Annotated in this window: 11 protein-coding genes; 4 read left to right on the plus strand and 7 right to left on the minus strand. The window is 58.7% G+C overall.

Annotation, left to right across the window (positions count from 1 at the left end; all coding sequences use genetic code 11):
• On the minus strand, window positions 1-394 hold a 394-nt coding region (locus WCA85_RS11000), incomplete at its 3' end, for a GntR family transcriptional regulator (protein ID WP_424063756.1).
• A 117-nt stretch (window positions 395-511) separates the two neighbouring features.
• Between WCA85_RS11000 and gabT the strand changes: the two genes are divergently transcribed.
• Complete coding sequence (gene gabT / locus WCA85_RS11005; protein ID WP_424063758.1) at window positions 512-1,804, plus strand: 4-aminobutyrate--2-oxoglutarate transaminase; 1,293 nt, start codon at window positions 512-514, stop codon at window positions 1,802-1,804.
• Window positions 1,805-2,284: 480 nt separating this feature from the next.
• Here the strand turns inward: gabT and WCA85_RS11010 are convergent, their stop codons facing one another.
• Window positions 2,285-3,226: an IS5 family transposase gene (locus WCA85_RS11010; protein ID WP_424063759.1), complete on the minus strand. Its 942-nt coding sequence runs from the start codon at window positions 3,224-3,226 to the stop codon at window positions 2,285-2,287.
• A gap of 794 nt (window positions 3,227-4,020) precedes the next feature.
• Between WCA85_RS11010 and gabD the strand changes: the two genes are divergently transcribed.
• Window positions 4,021-5,493, plus strand: coding sequence for an NADP-dependent succinate-semialdehyde dehydrogenase (gene gabD / locus WCA85_RS11015; RefSeq protein ID WP_424063772.1), 1,473 nt, complete (start codon window positions 4,021-4,023; stop codon window positions 5,491-5,493).
• Window positions 5,494-5,674: 181 nt separating this feature from the next.
• Here gabD and WCA85_RS11020 read toward each other — a convergent pair whose 3' ends face one another.
• A complete protein-coding gene (locus tag WCA85_RS11020; RefSeq protein ID WP_424063761.1) occupies window positions 5,675-6,796 on the minus strand; it encodes a porin in 1,122 nt (373 codons plus the stop codon).
• Window positions 6,797-7,475: 679 nt separating this feature from the next.
• Entirely contained in the window at window positions 7,476-8,195 is a 720-nt protein-coding gene (locus tag WCA85_RS11025) for a response regulator transcription factor (protein WP_424063762.1), read from the minus strand.
• 246 nt (window positions 8,196-8,441) lie between these two features.
• Here WCA85_RS11025 and WCA85_RS11030 point away from each other — a divergent pair, with 246 nt between their 5' ends.
• Complete coding sequence (locus tag WCA85_RS11030) at window positions 8,442-9,425, plus strand: LysR family transcriptional regulator (protein WP_424063764.1); 984 nt, start codon at window positions 8,442-8,444, stop codon at window positions 9,423-9,425.
• Window positions 9,426-9,635: 210 nt separating this feature from the next.
• Entirely contained in the window at window positions 9,636-11,279 is a 1,644-nt protein-coding gene (locus WCA85_RS11035; protein ID WP_424063766.1) for an EAL domain-containing protein, read from the plus strand.
• Here the strand turns inward: WCA85_RS11035 and WCA85_RS11040 are convergent.
• From WCA85_RS11040 to WCA85_RS11050, 3 genes are all read right to left on the minus strand, one after another.
• Window positions 11,266-11,544, minus strand: a complete 279-nt coding sequence (locus WCA85_RS11040; protein ID WP_424063774.1) for a cupredoxin domain-containing protein — start codon at window positions 11,542-11,544, stop codon at window positions 11,266-11,268. The two genes, WCA85_RS11035 and WCA85_RS11040, sit on opposite strands and share 14 nt — an antisense overlap.
• Window positions 11,545-11,646: 102 nt before the next feature.
• Window positions 11,647-12,582 (minus strand): metallophosphoesterase family protein, encoded by a 936-nt coding sequence (locus tag WCA85_RS11045; RefSeq protein ID WP_424063768.1) that lies wholly within the window; start codon window positions 12,580-12,582, stop codon window positions 11,647-11,649.
• Between the two features lie 146 nt (window positions 12,583-12,728).
• On the minus strand, window positions 12,729-13,236 hold a 508-nt coding region (locus WCA85_RS11050; protein ID WP_424063770.1), incomplete at its 5' end, for an anti-sigma factor family protein.

A 13,236-nucleotide genomic window follows, 5' to 3' on the forward strand; every position in this document is an offset into this window, starting at 1 on the left:
GCTGCGGCTGCGGCTGCGGCTGCGGCTGCGGCTGCGGCTGCGGCTGCGATTGCGATTGCGATTGCGGTTTCAGTTGAGGCAGCGCGGCGGATACGGCGGGATCAGGCGCGCCGACGATTTCATCCGGGGCGCTATCGGCCACGAAGGTGCCCCGGCCAGTGGCGGACGTGACATAGCCCTCCAGCGCGAGTTGCTCGAAGACCTGCGTTACGGTGTTGCGCGCAATTCCGAGTTCGTTGGCGAGGAGGCGCGAGGACGGCACCTTGCTGCCGGCGGGCAGTTCGCGCGACAGGATCGCCTGCTGGAGCAGCCGGTGCAATTGACGGTAGATGGGCTGGCCGCTACCCCTTTCGAGGCGCTGGGCCAGCCAGTCTGACAAAACGCTTGCACGCATCAAGTGGCTCCTACATTTTTATAAAAATGGCTCTGATCTTTGGAGCCAAATCTGATTATAGTCGCATCATGTGCTGCGCCTAGGGCGCCGCGTCTGCCAAAACCAGGAGGAAGGGACATGACTGTGAAGAATGCCGATCTGAAGAGCCGTAAGGATGCCGCCACACCGCGGGGCGTCGGAGTGATGTGCGATTTCTACGCCGCACGCGCTGAGAATGCGGAGTTGTGGGATGTTGAGGGCCGGCGTTTTATCGATTTCGCGGCGGGGATCGCGGTGTGCAATACCGGCCACCGGCATCCGAAGATCCTCGCAGCGATTCGCGACCAACTCGACCGGTTCACGCACACGGCATATCAGATTGTGCCCTACGAGTCGTACGTGTCATTGGCAGAAAAGATCAACCAGCGCGCGCCGGGCGACCATCCGAAGAAGACGGCGTTCTTCACGACCGGCGCGGAAGCGGTTGAGAACGCGATCAAGATTGCGCGTGCGGCGACGGGCCGGCCGGGCGTGATTGCCTTCACTGGGGGCTTTCATGGCCGCACGATGATGGGGATGGCGCTGACCGGCAAGGTGGCTCCGTACAAAATTGGCTTTGGACCTTTCCCCGCGGACGTATTTCACGCGCCGTTTCCAAACGCACTGCATGGCGTGAGCACAGCGGATTCGCTGAAGGCGATCGAATATCTGTTCAAGGCGGACATCGATCCGAAGCGCGTGGCCGCGATCATATTTGAACCGGTGCAAGGCGAAGGCGGCTTCTACGCAGCGCCGGCGGATTTCGTTCGCGCGCTGCGCAAGCTGTGCAATGAGCATGGCATCTTGCTGATTGCCGATGAGGTGCAGACGGGTTTTGCGCGCACGGGCAAGCTGTTTGCGATGCATCACTATGACGTGGTGCCGGATTTGATGACCATTGCCAAGAGCCTGGCGGGCGGCATGCCGTTATCGGGCGTGGTGGGACGCGCGGAGATCATGGATGCGGCGGCGCCTGGAGGTTTGGGCGGGACGTATGCGGGTAATCCGCTGGCGGTCGCTTCTGCGCATGCGGTGCTGGACATTATTGATGAGGAACAGTTGTGCGAGCGGGCTGTGCTGCTGGGAGGCCGGTTGAAGGCGAAGCTGGTTGCGTTGCAGGGTGAGATTGCGCAGATTGCCGACGTGCGTGGGCCGGGGGCGATGGTTGCTGTTGAGTTTTGCACTGGTGGTACTCACGAGCCGGATGTCGAGTTCACCAGGCAGGTGCAGGCTCGGGCGCTAGAGCGTGGGTTGTTGTTGCTCGTGTGTGGGGTCTACTCGAATGTGGTTCGGTTTTTGTTTCCGCTCACCATTCAGGAAGAGGTTTTTGATGAGGCTGTGGGGGTTTTGGAAGAGGTTCTTCGGGAGGTTGTTGGCGCTGTGACGGTTTAGGTTTTTTTGTCCTTGCAGGGGGGCTTTTTTTGCTGCTTCCCTGCGGGGGGTTTGATGGTTAGTCGTTGGTTTCGGTTTTCCTTGCGGTTTGGTTTGGTCTGGTTGTGTTGCCCCTTGTGCGGGGCGGCATTTAGGTTTTGTTGCCTCGCGGTGTTGGTCTCTTCTTGATTTGATATTGCTCTATTTGGTTTGCCCGCTGCGCGCGGCGGCGCACGACGTTGGTTGCCTCGCGGTGTTGGCCTTTCCTTGATTTGATATCGGTCTATTTGCGTTGCCCCTGTGCGGGGCAGCACTCACTTTCTTTGCGGCCGCAAAGAAAGTAAGGGAAGGTCTGAACAACCCGTTTTCTGCTTTGGATCTCTAATTGAGGCACTCAACGTGAAGATCGCATCGTCATCTGCACTGCGTCAAATGGCCATCAGGAACATCCTGGCTGCCAACGCTACGCCTTTGCTGCGCGCCTTCGCCCTTCCTTGCGCCTCACAACATCGTGCGCGCCATCCAAAGGTTAGCCAGCGCGAACTGCGTTTCGATCTGAGCCGTGTTCTTCGCGAGTCCCCGATAGCGCGCCTTCAGATATCCAAACTGACACTTCAGCACCCGAAACGGATGCTCCACCTTTGCTCTCACACCCGCTTTCAGTCGTTCGATCTCGTCGTAGATCCTGTCGAGCCGCTTGCTCCTGTCCAGCTTTCGCCGCTTGCTCGGTCGCATCGCGACGTGCCACTGAACCGCTCCCGTTTCGCCTCGCTTCTCAATGCCTACATAGCCCGCATCAGCAAACGCAATCTTTTCTTTCCCGTGCAACAGTTCGTGCGCGACGGTGATGTCGTGAACGTTCGCCGGCGTGCACTTCACACTGTGCACCAGACCCGACTCCACATCGACCCCGATGTGCGCCTTCATGCCGAAATACCAACTGCCTCCCTTTTGCGTCTGGCTCATCTCGGGGTCTCGCGTGCCGGCCTTCTTCGTCGAACTGGGCGCGGAAATCAGCGTCGCGTCAACCGCCGAGCCCACCTTGAGCATCAGGCCCTTCGCCTGCAAGATCTCATTGACCGCCGCCAGCATCCCGACAGACAGTTCATGGGCTTCAAGCAAGTGCCGGAAGCGCAAGATCGTGCTCTCGTCGGGCAGCCGCGTCATGCCCGCGTCCAGCAGGGCGAACTCCCGGTACAGCGGAATGTCGTGCAGCGCCTCCTCCATCGCCGGGTCCGAGAGACTGAACCACTGCTGCATGAAGTGAATACGCAGCATCGTCGCGATCGGAAACGGTGGCCGGCCAGTCTTGCCTTTGGGGTAGTGCGGTTCGATGAGCGCAATCAGCTTCTGCCACGGCACCACGCGGTTCATCTCATCGAGAAACTCGCGCTTGCGGGTGCGCTTGGTCGACAGGTTCAAGCCGAGATCCATTTGCGTCATCACGTCGCTCCTTGAATTCTCCTGCTACCAGGATAATCCATGCTCACGTCAATGCCAGGATTTTTGCAGAGATTCCTAAGCAAAGAAAGCGGCTCACACCGCCAGCTTGTAGGTGTCCGCCACTGTGGTGAAACCGGAGTGGTCCGAGACCAGATCGTCTCTCGCATCGCCCCCGTTCGTGACAAAGCACTCATCCACCCCACTCCGCACTACGTGCGTCGCGGATCGGTTTGCAGGGGAAACCGGGAGACAGGGGACAGGGCTTTGGCGCCGCATTGAAGAGGCCGCCAAGACTAGTGAGCATGTTTGCGCGGCAATGATCGGTCACCCCTGGAACTTGCCGCCCGATTTCGATTGTGCCCCGCGGCGGGGCGCGTAGCGCAACGCTGGAACGGATGACTGCCTGGTCACTAACGCGTGTGGTGCGAGAGACCGTCTCGTCTCGGACCACTGCGATTTCACGTCAGAGGGCGACACCTACAAGCTGGCGGTGTGAGCCGCTTTCTTTGCTTACTTTCTTTGCGGCCGCAAAGAAAGTAAGTGCTGCCCCGCACAGGGGCATCGCTAATAAGCCAATAAGAATACAAGGAAAGGCCAACACCGGGAGGCAACCAACGTAATGTGCCGACCCGCGCAGCAGGCAAACCAGACAGACCAATATCAAATCAAGGAAAGGCCAACACCACAAAGCAAACAACAAGGAAGCAGCACAAACAGACCAATAAGAATACAAGCCACACGCCGCAGGCAAACAACCAACCACATTTCACCCAAATAAAATGGAGCAAACACAAATGTCCCACCCAGCATCGCAGATAAACCTCAAAGATCCATCCCTCTTCAAAACAGCCGCCTACATAGCGGGAAAATGGACACCTTCGGATACCGAATCAACACTAGAAGTAAAAAACCCAGCAACAGGAGAACAAATCGGCAAAATCCCGCGAATGGGACAACAAGAAACCCGCCGCGCAATCGAAGCCGCCAACAACGCCTGGCCAGCATGGCGTAAAACAACAGCAAAAGAGAGATCAAAAATCCTCCGTGCGTGGCACGACCTGATGCTCGAAAACGCCGACGATCTCGCCCTCATCCTGACCACGGAACAAGGCAAACCCCTAGCCGAAGCCAAAGGCGAAATCCTCTACGCCGCCTCCTTCCTCGAATGGTTCGCCGAAGAAGCCAAACGCGTCTATGGCGATACCATCCCCACTCCGGCATCGGACAAACGGATCGTCGTCACCAAAGAGCCCATCGGTGTCTGTGCCGCCATCACGCCATGGAACTTCCCAGCCGCGATGATCACCCGGAAAGTCGGCCCTGCTCTCGCCGCCGGCTGTCCCATCATCGTCAAGCCAGCCGAAGCCACCCCCTTCTCAGCGCTCGCCCTCGCAGTACTCGCCGAGCGCGCCGGCGTGCCGCCGGGGGTCTTCAGCGTCGTCACCGGCGACCCTAAAGCCATCGGCGCCGAGATGACCAGCAATCCGATCGTGCGCAAACTGTCCTTTACGGGTTCTACCGCAATCGGCCGTCTGCTGATGGGTCAATGCGCGCCGACCGTCAAGAAGGTTTCGCTGGAACTCGGCGGCAATGCGCCGTTTATCGTCTTCGATGACGCGGATCTCGATGCGGCCGTCGCCGGTGCCATCGCCTCGAAATATCGCAACAGCGGTCAGACCTGCGTCTGTACCAACCGTTTCTATGTGCACGACAAGGTGTATGACGCGTTTGCCAACAAGCTACGCGATGCCGTCGAGCAATTGAAGGTCGGACGCGGTACCGAAGATGGCGTCACGCAAGGTCCGCTCATCAATGAAGCCGCGGTACTCAAAGTCGAGGCCCATATCGAAGATGCACTCGCCAAAGGCGCACGCATCGTCACAGGCGGCAAACGCCATGCGCTCGGTCATGGCTTCTTCGAGCCCACCGTGCTCGCTGACGTCACGCCAGCAATGAAAGTCGCTCGCGACGAAACGTTCGGGCCGCTCGCCCCGCTGTTCCGCTTCTCGTCGGACGAAGAAGTGATCGGCCTTGCGAACGATACCGAATTCGGCCTCGCATCGTACTTCTATAGCCGCGACATCGGCCGGGTGTGGCGCGTCGCCGAAGCACTCGAGTACGGCATGGTCGGCATCAATACCGGCCTGATCTCGAACGAAGTCGCACCGTTCGGCGGCGTCAAACAGTCCGGGCTCGGCCGCGAAGGCTCACATTACGGCATCGACGACTATGTGGTGATCAAGTATCTGTGCGTCGGCGGTATCTGATTCCAGGCGGGGATGGCGTCGCCATCGCGCTCGCCTGCAAGTTAGACGGGGACCGTCGTGCATGTTGACGGTCCTCGGCCGCGAACGGCCATAAAAAGCGGCGCAATGCCTCGCGACACTGCGCCGATACGCGTCTCTGACAGTAGCGTGAAGAGTTTTCCGCCTACGCTGCGGGCATCAGCTAGAACGAGTGCTGAATGCCTGCATACACGCCAGTCTGGCTGTGACCCGGCACCGGATTCTCATTGAAGGTGCCGTCGGTCAGACCACCGGGACCTTCGGCGTTGGCGTCGAGACCGAAGTTCGCCGTCGTGCTGTTACGCACAGTTGCGATCTGGATATCAAACAACGTGCGCTTGGACAGGTTATACGTACCGCCAACCGTATAGATGGTGGCGTTGCCGCCGCCATTGTTCGTATTGACGTGATAAACCGCCGCGATCAGCGCGGCAGCCGGCGTAGCTTGATATGTCACGCCGCCCCATTCCAGGTCGGCCGTAGTCGGCGAGGTGGGCGAACCGGCCGGCGTCACTACGCCACCCGAAGTACGCTCAGCCGTGTACGTAGCCTGCACCTTGAATTTTCCAAGGAACAGGTTGGCGCCGACAAAGTATTCACGCGATGCAGTGAACGGATTGTCGAGTTGGCCGGTCAGCGGGTCGCGAATTTCGTCGTAAATGCCGCGCAACTGGAACAGTGAATTGGTATACGTGAGTTGTAAGCCATCCGTGCGTCCGGTTGCCGCGCCGGGCACACCGGCATTGAAATCGGTCGAGTTACCAAGGCCATATTCACCGTAGACGTCCGCACCGTCAAACTTCGGCGACTGGTACGACACGTTATTACTCGTGTGTTCCCAGTTACGGCCGCGTACCAATGACGCCGACGACCAGTTCGACTGGCCAAACGGATCGAAGTCCCAGTCGCCGTTGGCGATCTGCAACTGCCGGCCCATCAATATCGTGCCGAAACTGTCGTTGGACAAACCCACGTTAGCAATCCGGTCAAAGAGCGATCCTGCTAGCCCCAATTGACCCGTAGCAGTACTAAACGCGCCTTCCAGCTGAAAAACGGCCTTGGTCCCGCCACCCAGATCCTCAGACCCTTTGAGACCCCACAGACTCGTCCCCCAGTCGCCGCTTTCCTGCCGCCAGCGCGAGGTGGAACCCGTGCCGTTGTTATTCGGCAGGCCACTCATATACTCAATGCCGGCATCCAGACGTCCATATAGCGTCACGCTGGTCTGAGCGTGCGCCACCACACCAGCCGACATTAGCCCGACGGCCAGCAAAGTCCTTTTCATCGTCATCCTCTCCTCCACACCGTATTAAAGAAAACACCTGCGACAAGCGGAACAGCCGGCGCCGGACTGAGCCGGGCAGGCGTCATTTTTTTCAGGGAGGCACAGATGACTTGCACGGAATGCAACACGGTGTCACGCGGGCGTGTGTCCTCCCACGCCTACCCGCGTCTCGCTATGTCTCACGTTTGCCGACTTCTATGCACCCTCTGTCTGAGGCAAAACTACTTTTAATTGGCATTCTTTTACTACTTTGATTTGGAGTCTACCAAAACGTCTATTTCTTGGTACGGGAACACAACCGCCTCCTGGATGCCACTCCAAAATCGCCATACCCGCGAATGTCTTTTCAATCGTCAATTGAACTGCGCTGACCAACCGAAGTGCTCAAAAATGAGGCTTCATACCACCCCAAAGCAGTCTGATTTTCATATCGTGGCGATTGTTTGTTAACTGGAAAATAGATAGTTTTTGAAATCCATAACAATTCTTCAAATGCCAGCAACTTCAATGCGAGTTTTATTTCTGATTCGGGAATAGTTATTTTCGGGATCTGAAGACATTTACGCGGGCAAGGCTGACATGCCACGCGCAGCCAACCGAAGCGTCTACCGGTGGCAGCGGACTGTACGGGTTCCAAGGTGTGACGAACGGCGATCAGCGCCCCACGCGAGGCGCCGTATCAGGGATGCAGCGTCTGCGTTGAGGCAACGTTCAGGGCGCGTTGGCGGCGCACCGGATCGAGCCGATAACCGTAGTTGTAGATCGGACTCAGCGCGTATCCGGCATCGGCACGCAACTCCAGCTTCGTCCGGATCGCCGAAACGTGCGCTGTCATGGTGCGGGCGTTGATACGCTCGTCATGGCGCCACACGGTCTCGGCGATATAAACCCGCGACACCGGGCGAGCGAGATTGCGGAACAGCAGCAGCGCTAGCAGGTGTTCCTTGTGGGTCAGCGGCACATGCACGCCGTCCATCAAGACGCCGTGCCCCTCTGGCTCGAAGCGGTAGCGGCCGAACTGAACGGTGTCCAAGGTCGCATACCGGTCCCACGTGCGACCGAGCGTAGCCTTTACACAGGCGACAAGGGTGCGCGGCGTGACCGGTTTGGCAAGGTAAGTGTCTTCGTCCCGGGCCAACGTCTGCGCCAGATGCCCCTCGTCGCCGACGAACAGCATCGGTCGGTCCGACCAGAAGGTTTGCGCCAGATAGCCAATGATCCGCTTGTCGAGCTGCATTTCGTGCGGGTCAACAATGACCAGATCGCACTCCTCGACCCATGGGCTCTCAACCAACGCATTGATGCCGGGATAGCCGCGGCAGTGATATCCCGCCTGTCGCAGCATATTAGCCAACGACCACGGATTATCGGGATCTTTCTCTAGCGTCACCAGTTTCATGGACTTACTCGCCTGATAAACACGCATGGACCACGAACGCGGAAAGCGTCGTGCGTCGCTACGGTGTTTATTTAGGCAGATTCAAAACCAGTGTCAAGCCACGTCGACGCAATAGACTTCATTAAAAATCAGAATGATCCAGCAACTACAAAACTGTATTGCGTGATTTAAATGCAATCGTAAAAATTTCCAGCAAGATACAATGACACTTTATCCGCCCGGATAACGCTGGAGTATCAGATCCCAATGGACACGCTGGAGAGTATGCGGATGTTCGTCCGTGTCGTAGAGGCCGGCAGCTTCACAAAGGCTGCGGGGCTCGCGTCCGTGACGACCCCGCAAGTGTCGCGCGCGATCACCGAGCTTGAATCGCGTCTGCATACGCGCCTTTTGCACCGAACCACACGCCATATGTCGCTCACCGAAGCAGGTGAACGCTATTTGCAACACTGTGAGGAGATTCTCGCTCACGTCGATCTTGCGGAGGCCGAAGCATTGGGAGCCGGTGCGCAGCCGTCCGGAAAGTTGCGCATTCACGCGACCACCGGCTTTGGACAACATCACCTGGCGCCGCTTGTTGCCCGTTACAACAAGCGGTTTCCCGATGTGCTAGTCGATCTCGTGCTGGCGCAACGCGTTCCCGATATCATCGAAGAAGGCTTCGACGTTGCTGTCGTTGTCGCGCGTGAACTCGCGGATTCGGCGCTCGTGTCGCAACGCATTGGCAGCTTGTACACCATTCTTTGCGCGTCCCCCGCGTATCTGGCGAAGCACCAGACGCCGCTCAACGTTACCGATCTGAACCAACATACCTGCCTGCAACTCGTTTTGCCGGACGGCCCGATGGGTCAATGGCATTTCGAAGGTGTGGACGAGCCCGTGTTTCGTCATTTGCGTCCCACCCCGCTCACGGTCAATGTCGCCGAAGCACTCGCCGCGAGCATTCGCGAAGGCATGGGTATCGGGCCGTTACCGCTCTCCGTGGCGCTGCCTGCCTTTCGCGATGGCAGCCTCGTGCGCGTGCTGCCAAGTCACCGCCTGCGAGCCAACAACATCTACGCGCTTTATGCATCGAGGCGCTATCTGGACGCCAAGATCAAAACGTTCGTCGAATTTCTCCGCGAGCACGCGCCCCTTGCACTCGCTGAAGAAGAGCGGGAGATGGTCGAGTTGTGCCAGTGCAGTTCGAGCGAACTCATCGAACCCGGCGAGTCCTGGTACACCCGCTAATCAACGCAGACCCTCGTCTCCTGGCCTACCCCGATGAACACGGACGACGCGGGCGTTCAACGGCCCACCAGCCGGCTGCTGGCTCTCGCGCCCGCCTCGTGCGACCACAGAGGCATGCTATATTCGTCGGATAAATAGCACACGGAGACTGCCGCCCAGACGTTGAGCGCTGCGCGAATCTGGGCCGTCTCTCCTTTTTGCGGCGCCGCCATGTACGACACGCCGAAAGCTGTCAGCGAGTCACCTCGCTCCGAGCCACCCGAGTCCGCTCCTATCCGGCGTGGCCTCGCGCTGCGTCTGTGGCAAGTCGCGGCGATCCTCTGTGGCCTGCTGGCCCTGATCGCTTGCGCGATGTTGGGCGAGTACTTCGCCAACCGCTCGGTCGAAGCGCGTGAGCGTTTGATCGGCAGCGAGCTCGCTGCATCGGTCGATCGCATTCTCACCGGCGCGGTTACGCGGCGTCAAAACGATCTGGCCGCGCTTGCCGGACGCCCATGCGACGAGATCTGGCGCCCGTTGTCACAGTTGCAGACCTATGTCACCTATGTCCGCGCCATTGCACTGGTCGCCAATGGACACGCCTACTGTTCGTCCGGCCTCGGCAGGATCGACGTGCCTCTTTCGCTTTATGCGCCGCCGAATAGCGCGTCGGTCACGCTCGAACTGCTGCGGGAAACGCCGTTCCAGCCCGGCGTGCCCGTCATCACCCTATACCGCGCAACGGGCAATGACACAGGCGTTCTGTACGTCATTGATGGCGAATATATCTCCGATACGCTCGCCCATGGCAACGGCTACGGCGCACAGCAGTCCGCGTTGTCCATCGCAGGCGTTGGGCGTCTGAATGACCACGGGATATTTATACCCGCTACGCAGCCGCAGGATCGTGGCACGACGCGTGTTGCGTCGAGCACCTGGCCGTTTTCAATCGAGCTCATTGCGTCGCAAACGTTCGTCTCGCAGGCGCGCTGGAAATACGGACTCCTCTTTGGTGCAATCGGCGTGCTGGTGGATGCGCTCATCGCCGCTGTGTACCTGCTCGCTTTCGCCCCACGCCGTCTGCTGTTGAGCGCCGTGCAGCGGGGCTTGCGGCAAGGCGAATTGCACGTGGTCTATCAACCCATCGTGGACATGGCCAGTCGCGCCACGGTCGGCGTTGAAGCGCTCTTGCGCTGGCACTCACCCAAGTGGGGGAATGTCAGTCCTGCCGTCTTCATGCCCGAAGTGGAGTCAAGTGCATTGCTTGGCAGCGTGACGCGCTTCATGCTGCGCACCGCGGCGGCAGAGATGAGTCGCTACGCGCCGGCGTTGCCGCTGCGTATAACCGTCAACATCGCGCCTAAAGATCTCGAACGCAAAGGCTTCGTGGCCGAAATCCTGAGCGTAAGCAACGAAATGCCCAGCGGCATCAGTCTGCTGCTGGAACTGACGGAGCGCTTTCTTTTGAGCCAGAACCCGCGCACCGTGGCGATCTTCGAGACACTGAAAGCGCACGGCATTCGTTTTGCCATCGACGACTTCGGCACGGAGCATAGCAACCTCGATCTGCTTAGTCGCTTTCCTTTCGACTTCGTCAAGATCGATCGGCAATTCGTGAGGCAGGTTGATATCGGCGGCGCCGAACTGATCACGGGAATCGTCTCGGTCGCGCGGCACTTCGGCCTGCAGGTCATCGCGGAAGGTGTGGAAACGGAGGCCCAACATACCGCGTTGCGCGATGCGGGCGTACCTTTCGGACAGGGCTATTTCTATCAACGGCCGTTGCGCGCCCAACATCTGGCGCGCACACAGGCAACGGCACAGGGCGCGGCGCAGACCCACCCGGACACGCCGTCGCACGCTACTCCACGGTAATCGTCTCTCGCATATTCGGGTGAATACCGCAAAGGATCTTATAGACACCGGGCCGATCGAATTTGAACTGAAAACTATCATTCTGATCAAGCGCGGCGGAGCGGAACAGGCCGGCGTCGTTTACCACCGTGTGCGGTTCGCCGTCGAGGTTCTTCCACGTCACCGTCGAGCCTGCCTTCACCTTCATCTCCATGGGCGAAAACATGAAATTGCGTATGACCACGACGTTAGAAGCCTGCGCCTGAACCGCCGAACAAGCCCCCATTGCCACCAACAGAAGCAGCGATCGCAGTGAAAGGATCCAGAACGATCGAATAGTATTCCTTATCATGATAAACAACCTCATAAAGTCAATAGTCGAAAAGACTCAAACGAGCGTGGAATCCTGCAAGGTGGTCTTGAGCGGGTGATTTGTCACGCTGATACGTGTCACGCCCAGCATCTTCGGAAGCTGGTCGCTCGGCACCTTTAGAGGCCCGGGTCCCGGCCCTTCGCCGGCCGTGGGTTGAGGATAAGCGGTTGAACGGGCGGTATGGAACGTGATATTGCCCTCCACTTTCGACACGATCTGATGAATGTGACCGTTGGTCACCGTCACCGAACCAAAACGTTTCAGGTAGCTCATTGCCTCGCCGGCATCGCCCGTGCCCCACCCCCATGGCTCGTAGATCGTCCACATTGGCATATGCGCGAATACCACGATGGGCGTGCTCGACGAACGTCCCTGCAAATCGTTTTTCAACCAGGCGAGTTGCTCGTCGCCCAGACCGCCCAGACCGTTGGGCTTGAAGTGCATCACGTTGACGAGACCGATGAAGTGCACGCCATTGTGGTCGAAGCTGTAATAACCGCGGTTGTCGGATGCCTGACCGAAGCGGTTGAAATATTCAGTCCCCGTGCCGTCCGTCACATCGTGCTCGCCGGGGACCGTATGCAGTTCGGTGATGTTCAGGCCGGATAGCAGCTGTGCCGCGAGATCAAACTCCTCCGGCTTCGAAAGATGGGTGATGTCACCCGTATGAATGGTGAGTGCCGGCTTCACAGGCATGGCGTTGACCAGATCGATGGTCTGCCTGAGCGTACCCGCTACGTCGGGGTTAGCCTCCTTGTTAAAGCCGATATGCGAGTCGCTGATCTGCAAAAACAGCGGAATGCTGGTCAAGTCCTGTGCGCTGGCGGCGAGCGCGAGGTCGACCGGCGTGAGTACACCGCCTGCCAGCGTGAATAGTGTGCCTACGCTGCCGAAGGCGAGACACTTCAACGCATCGCGACGCGACGGATTGGATGGAAAACGGGACGACATGTTGACCTCACGATTCGACCTTCAGAATATGAGCCGCCGGCTTATCCGTCGGCTCATCTGAATGGATTCGAGAAGTAGACTGTGGCGTCGTCCGGTTTATTCCATGCTGAACAGCAACTTTGAATCGGGAGCGTGTCCGAAATTCATCAGGATGCCGAATGGGCACGCAGGCCGTTGATAAAGCCACTCAGCTCAGAGTCGCCCGCGTCGCTGATGGCCCAATAGTTCATCCCCGCGGCGCTCCAATGCGCCAGGTGATAACCCTTGCGTACTTCCATTTGTGGCGACGTGCCCGCGTCATTACCGGGCCAGACATACAGATTGATGGGATGCAGTTTGTAGCGATAGACCATTACCGCAACGGCACGCCCATTCAGATAGTCGAGCCGGCCACCGACCAGCGGATACCCCTCTTGTGCAAGATCGATCACGGGTGGCGCGAAATCGAGCTTGCCGTCGAACCAGGGCTTCACCGTATGCCGGTCTGTTGAGATCACATCGTAAAGATGATCGAACTGCAACGAGCGAACGTGGCTATCCACGAGTTCTTGCGTAAGGTGGGTGTCGCTCGGCGGCGTCGACAGATACAGTCCGGCGCTCCACGCCAATGCGGCAAAGCTCACCGCCATCGCGCCAAGCGGCGCCCAGCCAACC

The organism is Paraburkholderia sp. (assembly GCF_049581445.1).
Classification (GTDB): domain Bacteria; phylum Pseudomonadota; class Gammaproteobacteria; order Burkholderiales; family Burkholderiaceae; genus Paraburkholderia.